Source organism: uncultured Amaricoccus sp. (genome assembly GCF_937891315.1).
Taxonomy (GTDB): Bacteria; Pseudomonadota; Alphaproteobacteria; order Rhodobacterales; family Rhodobacteraceae; genus Amaricoccus.
On the sequence record NZ_CALAGI010000112.1, the window covers coordinates 1 to 15,772 of the forward strand.

At 70.0% G+C, this 15,772-nt stretch carries 13 protein-coding genes and 1 pseudogene; 5 read left to right on the forward strand and 9 right to left on the reverse strand.

The genetic code is table 11. The features are described 5' to 3' along the window. The 3 genes from Q0480_RS10390 to Q0480_RS10400 all read right to left on the reverse strand — a co-directional run. The coding region (locus Q0480_RS10390) for an MFS transporter (RefSeq protein ID WP_299132647.1) at positions 1-509 on the reverse strand (509 nt) is incomplete at its 3' end. Beyond that, a complete protein-coding gene (locus Q0480_RS10395; protein WP_350459225.1) occupies positions 506-979 on the reverse strand; it encodes an SRPBCC domain-containing protein in 474 nt (157 codons plus the stop codon). The genes Q0480_RS10390 and Q0480_RS10395, both read right to left, overlap by 4 nt. Before the next feature lie 460 nt (positions 980-1,439). Beyond that, positions 1,440-1,871 (reverse strand): helix-turn-helix domain-containing protein, encoded by a 432-nt coding sequence (locus Q0480_RS10400; RefSeq protein ID WP_299132649.1) that lies wholly within the window; start codon positions 1,869-1,871, stop codon positions 1,440-1,442. A 67-nt stretch (positions 1,872-1,938) separates the two neighbouring features. Between Q0480_RS10400 and Q0480_RS10405 the strand changes: the two genes are divergently transcribed. Continuing rightward, entirely contained in the window at positions 1,939-4,164 is a 2,226-nt protein-coding gene (locus Q0480_RS10405; protein ID WP_299132652.1) for a heavy metal translocating P-type ATPase, read from the forward strand. Between the two features lie 270 nt (positions 4,165-4,434). Continuing rightward, the gene (locus Q0480_RS10410; RefSeq protein WP_299132654.1) at positions 4,435-5,304 is read left to right on the forward strand and encodes an OST-HTH/LOTUS domain-containing protein; all 870 of its coding nucleotides are present in this window, start codon (positions 4,435-4,437) and stop codon (positions 5,302-5,304) included. Positions 5,305-5,316: 12 nt separating this feature from the next. Here Q0480_RS10410 and Q0480_RS17985 read toward each other — a convergent pair. The 6 genes and pseudogenes from Q0480_RS17985 to Q0480_RS10435 all read right to left on the reverse strand — a co-directional run. Further along, positions 5,317-5,697, reverse strand: a pseudogene (locus Q0480_RS17985) (AMP-binding protein); the annotation flags it as partial. Continuing rightward, the gene (locus tag Q0480_RS10415) at positions 5,601-6,410 is read right to left on the reverse strand and encodes an enoyl-CoA hydratase-related protein (protein ID WP_299132655.1); all 810 of its coding nucleotides are present in this window, start codon (positions 6,408-6,410) and stop codon (positions 5,601-5,603) included. The gene Q0480_RS10415 and the pseudogene Q0480_RS17985, both read right to left, overlap by 97 nt. Next, positions 6,407-7,288, reverse strand: a complete 882-nt coding sequence (locus Q0480_RS10420) for a hydroxymethylglutaryl-CoA lyase (protein WP_299132656.1) — start codon at positions 7,286-7,288, stop codon at positions 6,407-6,409. The genes Q0480_RS10415 and Q0480_RS10420 overlap by 4 nt, the downstream gene beginning before the upstream one ends. Beyond that, the gene (locus Q0480_RS10425) at positions 7,281-9,278 is read right to left on the reverse strand and encodes an acetyl/propionyl/methylcrotonyl-CoA carboxylase subunit alpha (protein WP_299132658.1); all 1,998 of its coding nucleotides are present in this window, start codon (positions 9,276-9,278) and stop codon (positions 7,281-7,283) included. The genes Q0480_RS10420 and Q0480_RS10425 overlap by 8 nt, the downstream gene beginning before the upstream one ends. A gap of 12 nt (positions 9,279-9,290) precedes the next feature. Next, positions 9,291-10,835: a carboxyl transferase domain-containing protein gene (locus tag Q0480_RS10430; protein ID WP_299132667.1), complete on the reverse strand. Its 1,545-nt coding sequence runs from the start codon at positions 10,833-10,835 to the stop codon at positions 9,291-9,293. 59 nt (positions 10,836-10,894) lie between these two features. Further along, the gene (locus Q0480_RS10435; protein WP_299132660.1) at positions 10,895-12,058 is read right to left on the reverse strand and encodes an isovaleryl-CoA dehydrogenase; all 1,164 of its coding nucleotides are present in this window, start codon (positions 12,056-12,058) and stop codon (positions 10,895-10,897) included. Between the two features lie 363 nt (positions 12,059-12,421). On the opposite strand from Q0480_RS10435, the gene Q0480_RS10440 reads away from it, so the two are divergent. The 3 genes from Q0480_RS10440 to Q0480_RS10450 form a co-directional block, all read left to right on the forward strand. Continuing rightward, positions 12,422-13,504 (forward strand): AraC family transcriptional regulator, encoded by a 1,083-nt coding sequence (locus Q0480_RS10440; RefSeq protein WP_299132661.1) that lies wholly within the window; start codon positions 12,422-12,424, stop codon positions 13,502-13,504. Positions 13,505-13,728: 224 nt separating this feature from the next. Next, entirely contained in the window at positions 13,729-14,811 is a 1,083-nt protein-coding gene (locus Q0480_RS10445) for an HlyD family efflux transporter periplasmic adaptor subunit (protein WP_299132663.1), read from the forward strand. Beyond that, positions 14,808-15,772, forward strand: a 965-nt coding sequence (locus Q0480_RS10450; protein WP_299132665.1) for an ATP-binding cassette domain-containing protein, incomplete at its 3' end; no start/stop codon positions are given. The genes Q0480_RS10445 and Q0480_RS10450, both read left to right, overlap by 4 nt.

Here is a 15,772-nt window from a genome sequence, read left to right on the forward strand (position 1 = left end):
CTCTGGGCGAGGAAGCCCTTGCCGAGCTGCGACGGCGGCAGCTTGTCGGCGATGAAGGCGCGATAGGGCTCCATCGCGGTGTTGTTCGAGGCGTCGAGCAGCCAGAGCAGCAGGACCGCCATCCAGAGCGCCGAGACGAACGGGAAGAGGAAGAGGCAGATCGAGCAGCCGAGGGCGCCGATCAGGAAGAACGGCTTGCGCCGGCCCCAGCGCGGGCTCCATGTGCGATCCGACAGCGCGCCGATGATCGGCTGGATCAGAAGCCCGGTCATCGGTCCGGCGAGGTTCAGGATCGGCAGATTGTGGGCGCTCGCCCCGATGAACTGGAAGATCGGGTTGATCGCCGTCTGTTGCATCCCGAAGCTGTACTGGATGCCGAAGAAGCCGAAGTTCATCAGCAGGATCTGCCGCATGTCCATCAGCGGCTTCTGCCGGACGATCGTTGTGTGGACCACTTCGGATCCGGAGGCGGGCGCGCCGCCGTCGAGGGTTGCCGTCGCGCTGCTCATTTGCTGCCTCCGCCCTTGCGATCGAGATGGTCCTGGAGCCGGCCGAGTTCGCGCTCCCAGCCCTCGGCGTGATAGCCGGCGACGCCGGCGTCGTAGGGGCCCTGGATGATGCGCACCAACGTGCCGTCGCGCCCCATCCTGGTGAACTCGACGCGCAGTTCGAGCGGCTTGTCCGGGTCGATGCCGGAGTCGCCGGTGATCCGCTGGCGGGCGACGAAGACGTCGGGGTCGAAGAACTCGGTGAAGACCGCGTCGGTCGTCACCCGGGTGGTGGCGTCGTTGTCGCGCACCTTGACGTGGTGATGCTTGCCGCCGATCCGAAGGTCGGACGTCACCGTCTCCTTCTCGACGTGCCAGCCGGGGCTGCCGCGCCACGCGGCCATCTCCTCGGGCGCCGTCCACGCTCTGAACACAATGGGCCGTGGATAGTCGAACTGTCGCTCGACAATAACCATAACATTGGCTGACATGTTGTCGCCATCCTCCCCTTGTAGTTGTTCTTGTGTCGCTCGATTCAGCGCGTGGGCACGCGGAAAATGCGAATATTAACGTTAAGATGTCGGATCCCGTCCCTCTTGGCAACTCTCTTGATCGTGGCGTGCGCGAATTGGGAGGTATCATGCCGCCCGGCCTCAGGCCGGCGCGGGGAAATACATCGAGGAAAAAGATGCCGATCGCGCTGCCAGACAAACGGATCCGGGATGGATGGTGCGTACAGGACCGCGGCCTTTGGCCGGGACCATCCCGGCGGACGGAAGCAAGCCGAAGCCGTTGGCCGCGAACAGGGCGGCGAAGCTCACGAAGAGGAGCGGCGTGGCCAACTGCGTCGGGCGGCTCCGTGCCTCGCGGCGGCGGGCGAGAAATGCGAGAGCGACAATGGTCAGTCAGGTGCCAGGCAGCGCGGCGACCCGCGGGCGGACATGGTCGCGGTCAGGCCGCGCCGTGGGTGACCGCGAGGCACTGGCGGTGGTCGCCGAGCGCCTCGATCACCCGGCAATCGGAGATGGCGCCACCCGCGCATTGCCGGAGCATCCGCTCGAGTTCGGCCTGGAGTGCCTGCATCCGGGCGATGCGCGACTTCACGTCCTGGAGGTGGCGGAAAACGATGGTGTCGGCGTCGACGCAGGGCATGTCCGGGCGATCGGCCATGCCGAGGAGCTCGCGGATCGCCTCGATCGAGAAGCCGAGATCGCGGGTGTGGCGGATGAAGGCCAGCCGGTCGATCTCGGCACGGGTGTAGAGCCGCTGGTTGCCCTCGGTGCGGTCGGGCGGCGGCATCAGCCCGATCTGCTCGTAGTAGCGGATGGTCTGCGCCTTGCAGCCGGTCTCGCGGGCGACATGGCCGATGGTGAACGCCTGCATTGCATTTCTCCTTGAACCTACAGTGGCTGTAGCACTTACGGTCGCGCCGACTCAAGGAGACCGGACCATGGCCGACGATGACACCGCCACCGCCGAGACGCTGACCTGGAGCGTCGGCGGCATGGACTGCGCCGCCTGCGCGACGAAGATCCGCGGCGCCGTCGAGCGGCTGCCGGGGGTGTCGGACGTCGGCGTCTCGGTGATGGCGGAGAAGCTGACGCTGCGGCTCGCGGCGGGCGCCACGGCGCCGGAGGCGATCGAGCGGACGGTAGCGGGGCTCGGCTACACCGTTGCCATCGGCGGGCCGGCACCGGACAGGGGCTTCGCCCTCCCGACCGACGCCACGCCCTCGCCGATGCCCGCCACTGCGGATCACGATCACGACCACGGCCACGACCACGGGCCGGAGGCGCCCGTCGGCACGCCCTGGCACGCCACCGGGAAGGGCCGGCTCGTCGTCCTGACCGGCGGGCTCCTGGTGCTGGCGTGGCTCCTGCGCTTCATCGTCCCCGGCGCGGTCGCGCCCTGGCTTTTCGCGCTCGCCTGCGTCGTCGGCCTCGTCCCGATCGCGCGGCGGGCCTTCGCCGCCGCGCGGGTGGGGCAGCCCTTCACCATCGAGGGGCTGATGACGATCGCCGGAACTGGCGCGCTGCTGATCGGCGCGGCGGAGGAGGCGGCGCTGGTCGTCTTCCTCTTCGCCGTCGGCGAGGTGCTGGAAGGCGTCGCCGCCAACCGCGCCCGCGCCTCGATCCGCGCCCTCGGCGCCCTGGTGCCGAAGACCGCGCTCCTCCTCGGGCCGGAAGGCGACACGCGCAAGGTCGACGCCGCCGCCCTCGCCATCGGCGACCGGGTGCTGGTGCGGCCGGGCGACCGCGTCCCGGCGGACGGGACCATCACCGAGGGCGTCTCGGGCATCGACGAGAGCCCGGTGACAGGAGAGTCCGTCCCGAAGACCAAGGGTCCGGGCGAGGAAGTCTTCGCCGGCTCGATCAACGCCGAGGCGGCCCTGACCGTGACGGTGACGAAGACGGCCGAGGACAATACCATCGCCCGCATCATCCGCCTCGTCGAGGAGGCGCAGGAGGCTCGCGCCCCGACCGAGCGCCTCATCGATCGCTTCAGCCGCTGGTACATGCCGGCGATCGTCGGGCTCGCCGCCCTCGTCGCCACCCTGCCGCCGGTCGTGGCCGGCCAGCCGTGGGACACCTGGATCTACCGGGCGCTGGCGCTGCTCCTGATCGGCTGCCCCTGCGCGCTGGTGATCTCCGTCCCCGCGGCGATCGCCTCGTCCCTGTCGGCCGGCGCGCGCCGCGGCCTCCTGATGAAAGGCGGCGCGGTGATCGAGGCGACGGCGACCACCGCCACCGTCGCCTTCGACAAGACCGGCACGCTCACCGTCGGCCGGCCGAAGGTGACCGACGTGGTCGCCCTCGGCCGCGACGAGGCGGCGGTGCTGGCGCTCGCCGCCGGCGTCGAGGCCGGCTCGTCCCACCCGCTCGCCGAGGCGGTGCTGGCCGAGGCCGCCGCGCGCGACGTCGCGGCGGTGCCGGCGACGGGCGCCCGGGCGCTGCCCGGCCGCGGCGTCGAAGCCGAGACCGCCGACGGGCGCGCCTTCGTCGGCTCGCCCCGACATGCCGCCGAGGAGGGGCTGATCGACACCGCCGCCCGTGCCCGGATCGAGGCGCTGGAGTCCGATGGAAAGACCGTGGCCGTCGTCGCCGGCGAGCGCGAGGTCTTCGGCCTCATCGCGCTGCGCGACGAGCCCCGCGAGGATGCCGCCGCGGCCATGGGCGCCCTGAAGAAGCTCGGCGTCGGCGCGGTAATGCTGACCGGGGACAATGCCCGGACCGCCGCCGCCATCGCCGGCGGGCTCGGCATGGGCCACGAGGCCGAGCTGCTGCCCGATGACAAGGTCGCGGCGATCCGCCGGCTCTCGGGGGCCGGCGGGCTGATGATGGTCGGCGACGGCATCAACGACGCCCCGGCGCTCGCCACCGCCACCGTCGGGATCGCCATGGGCTCTGGCACCGACGTGGCGCTCGAGACCGCCGACGGCGCCCTGCTGCGCAACCGCGTCACCGACGTCGCGGCGCTGATCCGGCTCGCCCGGGCGACGATGGCCAACATCCGCCAGAACATCACCGTCGCGCTCGGCCTGAAGGCGGTGTTCCTGGTGACGACCGTGCTCGGGGTCACCGGCCTCTGGATCGCCATCCTCGCCGACACCGGCGCGACGGTGCTCGTCACGCTGAACGCGCTGCGACTGCTCCGCTTCGACCCCGAACGGGAGTGAGAAGGACGCCGGATCGCTCGGCTGACGGACGACCCGCCCGGATCAATGCCATGATGAACACGGGTTCGGCACCCGGATCGCGGCCTGGGTCGGAACCGACGCCGGGCTCCTGATCGCGTCTGGCGAGCATGGATTCCGGGCGCGGATCGCGTCGCCGGTGCCCACCATGTCGCCGATGAGGGATTTCGTAGGTTTTTTGCAGCACCGTGCCGGCCGGGGACCAGTTCCGCGGGCGGGTGAAGTTGGTATGAGCAGGAAACGGGCCGCGGCATGACGACATTGTCGGACGAAGCGCTGCCAACGCATCAACGTGAAGTGCAGCGATTGCTGGGGCGATGCCTGCTGCGGTTGCAGCAATACGAGCGTGGGATCAAGGCCATTGTGGCGCATCATGAAATCACCGGGCCGGCTGACAAGCTGGAGGAGATCCGGGCGGCGCGGATCGACTCCAGCGCGCGCAAGACACTCGGCATGCTGGTCGGCGATCTGCTCGGATCGTATGTCACACCCAACGAGATCGGCGATACGTCCAAAGACCTGCCCGATTGTCCAGCGGAACCCGTTGCGGTCAGCTTCCGCATGGGGCTGAGCCTGTCGGACACGGACTACGCCCGGACAAAAAATGAACTCCGGGAACTGGTGACGCTGCGAAACGACCTTGTTCACCATTTCATCGAGCAGCACGATATCTGGAGCGTGGATGGATGCGTTCGCGCCAGCGCTGCTCTGGTCGCCGCCTACAGGCACATTGACCAATGTTGCGAACAACTGCGGGAATGGGCGGAAGATATGGAACAAGCCCGGCGTCTGGCCGCGGAGGCCATCCAGTCGGATGCGCTCCACGATTTGTTCGTCAATGGCATTGCCCCGGATGGCACTGTGTATTGGCCCGCCGCGGGTATCGTGAGCGCCTTGCGGCACGCGGCCGGCGAATTGGCCGTCGATGGATGGGCATCCATCGCGGAGGCGGGCGAATGGATTGCCGAGCGGTTCCCGGAACAACTCCCCGCGAAATACGGGTGCCGCGGTTGGCGGCAGGTTGTGCATGAATCGCGAATTTTCGATCTTCGGTATTTCGAGATCAATGGACAGCGTTCGGCCCGATACCGGGAAAAAGAAAGCCTCGCGAACACAGGCTGAAACATGGTCGCAGCGCGGCGGCACGCCGTGGAGCGCGGTGCATCGCTCGGCCTCGACGGTTCTGAGCGTCGCCTCGGGATCGAATCCCTCGCCGGAACAGACGATGGCTCCGCCGTGGGTCAGGGCGGCGGGATGGCCCATGACCATGCCGAAGCAATGGTAGAGCGGCACCCGGACGCTGATACGGGCCGCGTCGGTCGGCCGGAGCGCCCGGCCGACGAAGGAGCCGTTGTCGAGGGTGTTGTGGTGGATGACCGAGAAGGCGGATGTCCGGGACGCCAGAGACGTAGCTCGTGTCACCCATGCTGATTTCCCGGATCCATTCGTCTCGCGGCCATGGTCGATCGGCCCAGGAAGGCGCGGATCCGCTCCCGCGCCTCGTCGCTCTCCCACCGGTCGGCGAGCGCGGTGATCGAGGCGCGGATATCGGCCGCCTCGTCGTCGCCGAGGGACAGGCAGAGCGCCTTGGCGGAGGCGACCGCGCCGGGAGCGGTCTTCAGCACCGCTTCGGCGTGGCGCCGCACCCGGGCGTCGAGCTCGCCCGACGCGCAGACCTCATGCAACAGGCCGGCGCGTTGGGCGAAGTCCGGACCGAAGGTGGTCCCCGAGAAGAACACCTGCCGCGCCATCCCCTGGCCCATGCGGGCGACGACGAAGGGGCCAATGGTCGCCGGGATCAACCCGAGCTTCGTCTCGGTCAGCGCGAGCGTGATGTCCTCGGCGCCGATCGCGATGTCGCTGACCGCGACGAGGCCGACGCCGCCGCCGTGGACGTTGCCCTGAACCCGCGCGATGAGCGGCTTCGGCAGGGCGTTCAGGGCGGCGAGCATCGCCGAGAGCCGGCCGGCCTCGGCCATCTTGCCGGCGCGATCGGCCGCCTGCTGGGCACGCATCCACTCGAGATCACCGCCGGCGCAGAAGCTCGGGCCGGAGGCGGCGAGGATGACGGCGCGGACTCCGGCGTCTTCGCCGAGGAGCGCCGCGGCCTCGCTCAGCTCGGAGATCATCCGCGCGTTCATCGCATGGTGCTTGTCGGGGCGGTTGAGCGTCAGCGTGGCGATGCCGTCGGCGTCGGCATCGACAAGGATGGTCTCGAATTTCGTCATCGTCCTGCCCCCGCGAGCTTTGGCGCCGCCGCGATGTTTTCCGTCATGTAGGCTTCCGCGCGTTCAAGCGCCGCGATGTCGAGCCCGGTCTCCCAGCCGCCCGCGGCCAGCATCCGCGCCAGCGGCAGCGTCGAGACGTTGCCCTTCGCCCCCGGGGCGTAGGGGCAGCCGCCGAGTCCGCCGACCGCGCTGTCGAAGGTGCGGAGCCCGAAGCCGAGCGCCACCGCGACGTTGTCGAGGGCGCGGCCGTTCGTGTCGTGGAAATGGCCGGCGAGGCGGCGGGCGTCGATGGTGCCGGTCAGCCGGTCGAGCAGACGCTCCACCGTCTCCGGCGTGCCGCGGCCGACGGTGTCGCCGAGCGATACCTCGTAGCAGCCCGCGTTGATCAGCCGCTGGCTTACCGATGCGACCGCCTCGGGCGCGACGGGGCCGTCATAGGGGCATTCGATCACGCAGGAGACATAGCCGCGGAGCGGCAGGCCGGCGGACCGCGCCGCCTGGGCGACAGGCGCGAACATCTCGAAGCTCTCGTCGATCGAGCAGTTGATGTTCCTGGCGCTGAACCCCTCGGAGGCGGAGGCGAAGATCGCCACCTCGTCGGCGCCCGCCGCCACCGCGGCTTCGAAGCCGCGCATGTTCGGGCTGAGCACGGCGTAGCGGATCCCCGGCTTGCGCCGGATCCCCGCCATCACCTCCGCCGCGTCGCCCATCCGCGGCACCCACTTCGGCGAGACGAAGCTCGTCGCCTCGATCCGGGTGAGGCCGGTCTCGGAGAGGAGATCGATGAGCGCGATCTTGTTCGCGGTCGGGACGAAGCCCGGCTCGTTCTGCAGCCCGTCGCGCGGGCCGACTTCGTAGACGGTCACATGCTCAGACAAGGTTCTCCTCCCCGGCCCCGGGCGCGGCCTCCTCGGCGTTCGGCGCGAACTCGACGAGGAGCGTGCCGTCGCTCACGTTGTCGCCCACGTCGCAGTGGACCGCCACGACGACGCCGTCCATCGCGGCGCGCAAGGAATGTTCCATCTTCATCGCCTCGAGGACCACGAGGATGTCGCCGCGGGCGACGGCGCCGCCGGCGCTCACCGGCACCGACCGGACGAGGCCGGTCATCGGCGCGGTGATCTGGTTCTCGGCGGCGGCGCCCGAACGCTCGACGGCGAGCGGGTCGATGGTGGCGAAGTCGGTGATCCGGCCGCCCAGAAGCACCGAGACCGTATCGCCGAAGCGCGCCACCCGGGCGAGCAGGTTGCGGCCGCCCTGGCGCGCGCGCATGCCGTCCGGGCGGACGGAGACCGCCTCGAAGGCCGTCGAGCGCCCGCCATGCTCGAGCGCCATGTGCTCGGGCCCGAGCAGCCGCAGGTCCCGCGTGACGCGTTCGCCGTTCGAGATGAGCTCGATCCGCCGGCTCGCCGAGCCCCAGAGCCGGAAGCCGAAATGGGGACGGCTCGGGTCGAGATCGAGGGCGGCGAGCGCCGCGAAAAGGATGGCCGCCTCGTCCGGCGGACCGACCTGGGTGAGCGCCTCCCGCTTGCGGCCGATGAGGCCCGTGTCCATGCGTCCGGCGGCGAAGTCGGGATCGAGGCAGAGCGCCCGCAGGAAGCCGAGGTTGGTCGCGGTGCCGGAGATATGGGTGCGGCCGAGCGCCTGGCGCAGGCGGAACAGCGCCTCGGCCCGGAGCGGCGCGTGCGCCGTGATCTTGGCGATCATCGGATCGTAATGCGCGCTGATCCGGTCGCCGCGCCCGACGCCAGTGTCGATGCGCACGTCCTCCGGGAAGACGACATGCGACAGCGGACCGGGCGCGGGCAGGAAGTTCTTCGCCGGATCCTCGGCGTAGATCCGGGCCTCGAAGGCGTGGCCGTTGAGCGGGATCCGCGCCTGCGCGAGCGGCAGGGGCTCGCCGGAGGCGACCCGAAGCTGCCATTCGACGAGGTCGAGGCCGGTGATCGCCTCGGTCACCGGGTGCTCGACCTGAAGCCGGGTGTTCATCTCCATGAACCAGAACCCGTCCGGGCGGAGCGGTCCCGAGCCGTCGACGATGAACTCGATCGTGCCGGCATTGTGGTAGTCGACCGCGCGCGCGGCGCGAACCGCCGCGTCGGTCATGGCGGCGCGGACCTCGGGGGGCATTCCCGGGGCGGGCGCCTCCTCGATCACCTTCTGGTGGCGGCGCTGCGGCGAGCAGTCGCGTTCGTAGAGATGGACGACGTTGCCCTGTTGGTCGCCGAAGACCTGCACCTCGATGTGGCGCGGCGTGGTGACGTATCGCTCGATGAGGACCGCGCCGTCCCCGAAGCTCGACTTGCCCTCGCGCTGGGCGCCTTCGAGCGCGGCGGCGAAGTCGGCCGGGTTCTCGACGAGGCGCATCCCCTTGCCGCCGCCGCCGGCGCGCGCCTTGATCAGGACCGGATAGCCGATCCTGTCGGCTTCGGCGGCGAGGAAGGCGAGGTCCTGGCGCGCGCCGTGATAGCCGGGCACGATGGGGACCCCGGCCTCTGCCATCAGCGCCTTCGCGGCGTCCTTGAGGCCCATGGCCCGGATCGAGGCGGCGGAAGGGCCGATGAAGACGAGGCCGGCGGCCTCGACGGCCTCGACGAACTCCGGGTTCTCGGACAGGAAGCCGTAGCCCGGGTGGATCGCCTCGGCGCCGGTGGCGAGCGCCGCTTCGATGATCCGGTCGCCCTTCAGATAGCTCTCGGAAGCAGGCGCCGGGCCGATGTGGATCGCCTCGTCGGCGAGCGCGCGGTGGCGGGCCTCGGCGTCGGCGTCGGAATAGACGGCGACGGTCGCGACGCCCATCCGGCGGGCGGTCTCGATGACGCGACAGGCGATCTCGCCGCGGTTGGCGATGAGTATCTTCGCAAACATCCCCGCGCCTCCCTACATCCGGAACACGCCGAAACGCGTTTCCTCGATCCGCGCGTTCAAGGCCGCGCGGAGCGACAGCGCCACGACATCGCGTGTGGTGCGCGGGTCGATGATTCCGTCGTCCCAGAGCCGGGACGAGGCATAGAGCGGATGCGACTGCTCCTCGAACTGGTCGAGGACCGGCTGCTTGAAGCGCGCCTCCTCCTCGCTGCTCCAACCGCCGCCGCGAACCTCTATCGCCGCCCGCCGCACCGTGGCGAGGACCCCGGCGGCCTGCTCGCCGCCCATCACCGAGATGCGGGCGTTGGGCCACATCCAGAGGAAGCGCGGGCCGAAGGCGCGGCCGCACATCCCGTAGTTGCCGGCGCCGAACGAGCCGCCGACGATCACCGTCACCTTCGGCACCGCCGCCGTCGAGACCGCGTTGACGAGCTTGGCCCCGTCGCGGGCGATGCCGCCGGCCTCGTACTTCGAGCCGACCATGAAGCCGGTGATGTTCTGCAGGAACAGGAGCGGGATCCGCCGCTGGCAGCAGAGCCCGATGAAATGCGCCCCTTTCTGCGCGCTTTCGGAGAACAGCACGCCGTTGTTGGCGACAATCCCGACCGGCACTCCGTCGATATGCGCGAAGCCGCAGACCAGCGTCGTCCCGAACCGCTCCTTGAACTCCTCGAAGTCCGAGCCATCGACGATCCGCCCGATCACCTCGCGGATGTCGAAGGGCGTCTTGGCGTCGGCCGGGACCACCCCGAGGATCTCCTGCGGATCCATTGCCGGGGGCTGCGCCGACCGCAGCGGGATCGCTGGGGCGGGGGCGGGCCCGAGGTTCTTCACCGCCTGCCGCGCCAGCGCCAGCGCGTGGGCGTCGTTCTCGGCGAGATAGTCCGCGACCCCCGACAAGCGCGTGTGCGTGTCGCCGCCGCCCAGCGTCTCGGCATCCACCACCTCGCCGGTGGCGGCCTTGACCAGCGGCGGGCCGGCGAGAAAGATCGTGCCCTGTTCCTTGACGATGATCGTCTGGTCGCTCATCGCCGGCACGTAGGCGCCGCCCGCGGTGCAGGAGCCCATGACGACGGCGATCTGGGCGATGCCCTTCGCGCTCATCCGCGCCTGATTGTAGAAGATCCGGCCGAAATGGTCGCGGTCGGGAAAGACCTCGTCCTGGTTCGGCAGGTTCGCCCCGCCGCTGTCGACGAGATAGATGCAGGGCAGGCGGTTCTCCTCCGCCACCTCCTGCGCCCGCAGGTGCTTCTTGACCGTCAGCGGATAGTACGTCCCGCCCTTCACCGTCGCGTCGTTGCACAGGATCACGCAGTCGCGCCCCGAGACGCGGCCGATGCCGGCGATCACCCCCGCCGCCGGGATCGGGTCGTCGTAGACGCCGTCCGCCGCGAAGAGGCCGATCTCGAGGAACGGGCTGCCCGGGTCGAGCAGCCGCGTCACCCGCTCGCGCGGCAGCAGCTTGCCGCGGGAGACGTGCCGCGCCCGGGACTTCTCGTCGCCGCCCCGCATGGTGCGCTCGGCCCGCGCCGCGAAGTCGGCGACGAGCCCCGCCATCCGCGCCGCGTTGGCGGCGAACTCGGCCCCGCCCGGCGCCAGCTTGCTGGTGAGCCGGCTCATTTCGTCTGCTCGAAGATCTCGCGGCCGATCAGCATCCGCCGGATTTCCGAGGTCCCCGCGCCGATCTCGTAGAGTTTCGCATCGCGCAGCAGCCGGCCCGCGGCGAACTCGTTGATGTAGCCGTTGCCGCCAAGGCACTGGATCGCGTCGAGCGCCACCTGCGTCGCCTTTTCGGCGGCGTAGAGGATGCAGCCGGCGCTGTCCTGCCGCGTGATCTCGCCGCGGTCGCCGGCGGCGGCCACCGCGTAGACATAGGCGCGGCAGGCGTTCGTCGTCGTGTACATGTCGGCGAGCTTCGCCTGCATCAACTGGAAGGTGCCGATCGGCTTGCCGAACTGTTCGCGCTGGTGGACGTAGGGCACGACGAGATCGAGGGCGGCCGCCATGATGCCGATCGGCCCGGCCGCCAACACCGTCCGCTCGTAGTCGAGCCCCGACATCAGCACCTTGACGCCCTTGCCCTCCTCCCCCAGCACGTTTCCGAAGGGGACGAGACAGTCCTGGAACACAAGCTCGCAGGTGTTCGAGCCGCGCATCCCGAGCTTGTCGAGCTTCTGCGCGGTCGAGAATCCCGGCATGTCGCGTTCGATCAGGAACGCGGTGATCCCTCTTGTCCCGGCCTCGGGATCGGTCTTGGCGTAGACGATCAGCGTGCTCGCGTCGGGACCGTTGGTGATCCACATCTTGTTGCCGTTCAGGAGGAAGCCGTCATTCCGCCTGCGCGCGCGGAGCTTCATCCCGACGACATCGGATCCCGCGCCAGGCTCGGACATGGCGAGCGCGCCGACATGCTCGCCGGAGATGAGCTTCGGCAGGTACTTCGCCTTCTGCTCGGCGTTGCCCCAGCGGCGCAGCTGGTTGACGCAGAGGTTGGAATGCGCCCCGTAGGAGAGCCCGACCGACGCCGATGCGCGGCTGATCTCCTCGATCGCGACGCAATGGGCGAGATAGCCCATGCCGGCGCCGCCATCCTCCTCCGGGACGGTGATCCCGAGCAGCCCGAGCGCCCCGAACTTCTGCCAGAGATCGGTGGGGAACGCGTTGTCGGCGTCGATCCGCGCGGCTCTCGGCGCGATCTCCTCGGCCGCGAAGCGGCGCACCATGTCGCGCAGCGCCTCGATCTCCTCGCTGAGCCCGAAGCTCATCACGGCGTCGAACATTGCTTCCTCCCGGTTGCGCCGGGCCCGCGTCCCGCGCGCCCGGCGTGGATATCCTGAATTTCACTGGAGAGAGGCGGGCCCCGGCTGGCGGACACCCGTCAGCCTCGGTCTTTCGCCGCGCCGAGAGCGCCGCGGCAGCCGGCGGTGCGCGCCAGCCCCGTCACGAAGGCGGTGGCGATGCCGGGGTGACGCAGCTTCCGCGCCGCCGTCGCGGACAATCAGAAATCTCTGATCCGACACGGCATTTCCTCCATTTTTTTATGCTTTGGTTCCTTCGGGTCCAAACGGGTTGGTGGATACTGCCGCGGCGTCGATTGCATTCGCTGCCAATTCCTGTGCAGAATGCGCCATTCGGAGGTGCATATGCGGAAGGCTGCTTCGCGTCTCCCCCAGACCCCCGTCGCATTCGTCCTGGCGATCGTGCAAGCCTATGAGCGCCGGGGCATGGATCCGGGCGCGGCGCTGCGGAAGGCGGGCCTCGCGCCGGAGGGGGTGCTCGATCCGGGGGAACGGGTCGCGATCGCACCATTCGAGGCCTTCACCGCCGATGCGATGAGCGAGCTCGACGACGAGGCGCTCGGCTGGTTCTCGCGGCGCCTGCCCTGGGGCAGCTACGGCATGCTGCTCCGCGCCTCGCTCACCGCGCCCGGTCTGGAGCTCGCCGTTCGGCGATGGTGCCGGCATCATGGACTGCTGACCGAGGATGTCCGGATCGAGCTCCGGCTTGAGGAAGAGGTCGGCGTGATCCGGATCAGGGAGTTCGTGGATCTCGGTGTCCTGCGCGAGTTCTGCCTCGTCAGCCTCTTGCGCAACGTCCACGGAATCGCCTGCTGGCTCGCCGACTCTCGTATTGCGCCGATTGTCGCTCGGTTCCCCTTCCCGGCGCCGGCGCATGCCGAAGCCTACGGCCGGATGTTCGGCGGCGAGATCGCATTCGACGCCCCCGAGACCGAATTGCGCTTCGACGCGTCCTATCTGCGGCTGCCGGTCGTCCGCGACGACGCCTCGCTGAGCGGGCTGCTGCGGAACCCGATACCGTTGATGGCGAGGCGATACCGTCAGGACAGACTGCTGTCGCAGAGGATCAACGGTTTCATAGTGGCCAGTACCGACCCTCTGGCCAACGCCGAGGAGGTCGCCGGGCATCTCGGCATTTCGCTGCGCAGCCTGCAGCGGCATCTGCGGGATGAGGGCACGTCGTTCCTTGACCTCCAGTCCGAGGCCCGTCGCCTCCGCGCGGAGGAACTGCTCCGCCGTGGCGATCTGCCGCTGAAGCGCGTCGCGCGCCTCGCCGGCTACAGCGATGAATCGAGCTTCGGGCGCGCGTTCCGCCGCTGGACCGGCCAGAGCCCGGGCGAGTTCCGGCGAAACGCCTCCGCGCGGGCCGATTCCCCGCCCCCCGGTGGGACGGGGGAGGCCGGTGGCGGAACCGCGGCGCTTCGGTGACCGGCTGGAGCAATGTCCAACCGCGCCGAAACGTCCGCCATTCCATCAAACACTGATGGCTCTGCTTCGCGCGAACAGGCTTGATGTCACGGCCCGGCTCGGTTGCCGGCGGAGCGGGCGCGGAGAGCCCGCCCGAGCCTCGACCCGTCGGTCAGATCGTGGATTGCGCGCGCGAGGGGCGGCGGACAATAGTGGCGCGATCGGCGGCTTCTGGAAGGATGGGCATGGCTACGAGCGTCAAGGGAAGGCGGGGCGTGATCCTCGCCGCCGTGGGGCTGCTGATCGTCGCCGTGGTCGGATATGTCGCGTTTCAGCGCCTGAGCGGCGCCGGCCTGCCGGCGGGATTCGCCAGCGGCAACGGCCGGATCGAGGCGGTGGACATCGACATCTCCGCCAAGGTCGCCGGCCGCATCGGTGACATCCTGGTCAACGAGGGCGACTTCGTGACGGCGGGGCAGGAGCTTGCCCGCATGGACACCGTCCAGCTCGAGGCACAGCTGCGCCAGGCGGAGGCCGAGCAGAGGCGGGCGAGGATCGGCGTCGACACCGCCGGCAGTCTGGTCAAGCAGCGCGAGGCCGAGGAGCGGGCCGCCGCCGCGGTGGTGGCACAGCGCCGCGCCACCAACGACGCGGCCCAGCGTCAGCTCGCGCGCTCCGAGCCGCTGGCGCGGGCCAAAACCATCTCGCAGTCGGTGCTCGACAACGACCGCGCCGCCGCCGAGGGCGCCGCGGCCGGGCTCGCCGCCGCCGAGGCCCAACTCGCCGCGGCCGAGGCGGCGATCAGCGCGGCGCAGGCCTCGGTGGTCGACGCCGGGGCGGCCGTCGACGCCGCGGGGGCGGCGATCGAGGCGATAGAGGCCAACATCGACGACTCGACCCTGCGCGCCCCGCGCGACGGCCGGGTGCAATACCGTGTCGCCCAGCCGGGCGAAGTGGTGGCCGCCGGCGGACGGGTGCTCAACATGGTCGACCTCGGCGACGTCTACATGACCTTCTTCCTGCCGACGGCGCAGGCGGGTCGGGTGGCGATCGGCACCGAGGTGCGGCTCGTGCTCGACGCCGCGCCGCGCTGGGTGGTCCCCGCGACGGTGCGCTTCGTCGCCGACGTGGCGCAGTTCACGCCCAAGACCGTCGAGACCGAGGAGGAGCGGCAGAAGCTCATGTTCCGGGTGCGGGCGCAGGTGCCGAAGGAGTTGCTGCGGAAGTACATCCAGTACGTGAAGACCGGTCTGCCCGGCATGGCCTATGTCCGCCTCGATCCCGAGGCGGAATGGCCGGAGTTCCTGTCGCAGAACCTCGTGCAATGACGGAAGCCGCGTCCGGGCCGGTCGCGCGCCTCGACGGCGTCAGCCTCACCTTTGGCCGGACGCGGGCGCTGGCGGAGGTGACGCTCGAGCTGCCCTCGAGCTGCATGGTCGGTCTGATCGGGCCGGATGGGGTGGGCAAATCGACGCTGCTCTCGCTCATCGCCGGCGCGCGCGCGGTTCAGGCCGGGCGGGTCACCGTGCTCGGCGGCGACATCGCCGACGCCCGCCACCGTGCCGCGGCGCAGCCGCGCGTCGCCTACATGCCGCAGGGGCTCGGCAGGAACCTCTATCCGACGCTGTCGGTCACCGAGAACGTCGAGTTCTTCGGCCGCCTCTTCGGCCAGGACGCGGCCGAGCGGCGGGAGCGGATCGCGCGGCTGCTCGCGAGCACCGGCCTCGCGCCCTTCGCCGACCGGCCGGCGCAGAAGCTTTCGGGCGGAATGAAGCAGAAGCTCGGCCTCTGCTGCGCGCTGATCCACGACCCGGACCTCCTGATCCTCGACGAGCCGACGACGGGCGTCGATCCGCTGTCGCGCCGGCAGTTCTGGGAGCTGATCGACTCGATCCGTCATGCCCGCGCGGGCATGAGCGTCATCGTCGCCACCGCCTACATGGAGGAGGCGGCGCGCTTCGACCACCTCGTCGCCATGGACGGGGGCCGGGTCCTCGCGACCGGCACGCCGGCGGAGCTGATGGCGCGGACGAAGACCTCCGACCTCGACACCGCCTTCGTCGCGCTGCTGCCCGAGGAGCGGCGGCGGGGCTACGACGAACTCGCGATCCCGCCGCGGACAATCGCCGCGGGCGGTCCCCCGGCGATCGAGGCGGATGGGCTGACCATGCGCTTCGGCGATTTCACCGCCGTCGATCACGTGAGCTTCCGCATCGACAAGGGCGAGATCTTCGGCTTCCTCGGCTCGAACGGCTGCGGCAAGACCACGACGATGAAGATGCTGACCGG

Coding starts and splice junctions, on each gene's coding strand:
- Q0480_RS10415 (WP_299132655.1), bottom strand. CDS start 6,410: ATGACGAAATTCGAGACCATCCTTGTCGATGCCGACGCCGACGGCATC.
- Q0480_RS10440 (WP_299132661.1), top strand. CDS start 12,422: ATGCGGAAGGCTGCTTCGCGTCTCCCCCAGACCCCCGTCGCATTCGTC.
- Q0480_RS10400 (WP_299132649.1), bottom strand. CDS start 1,871: ATGCAGGCGTTCACCATCGGCCATGTCGCCCGCGAGACCGGCTGCAAG.
- Q0480_RS10430 (WP_299132667.1), bottom strand. CDS start 10,835: ATGGCGGGGCTCGTCGCCGACTTCGCGGCGCGGGCCGAGCGCACCATG.
- Q0480_RS10405 (WP_299132652.1), top strand. CDS start 1,939: ATGGCCGACGATGACACCGCCACCGCCGAGACGCTGACCTGGAGCGTC.
- Q0480_RS10425 (WP_299132658.1), bottom strand. CDS start 9,278: ATGTTTGCGAAGATACTCATCGCCAACCGCGGCGAGATCGCCTGTCGC.
- Q0480_RS10410 (WP_299132654.1), top strand. CDS start 4,435: ATGACGACATTGTCGGACGAAGCGCTGCCAACGCATCAACGTGAAGTG.
- Q0480_RS10395 (WP_350459225.1), bottom strand. CDS start 979: ATGTCAGCCAATGTTATGGTTATTGTCGAGCGACAGTTCGACTATCCA.
- Q0480_RS10435 (WP_299132660.1), bottom strand. CDS start 12,058: ATGTTCGACGCCGTGATGAGCTTCGGGCTCAGCGAGGAGATCGAGGCG.
- Q0480_RS10445 (WP_299132663.1), top strand. CDS start 13,729: ATGGCTACGAGCGTCAAGGGAAGGCGGGGCGTGATCCTCGCCGCCGTG.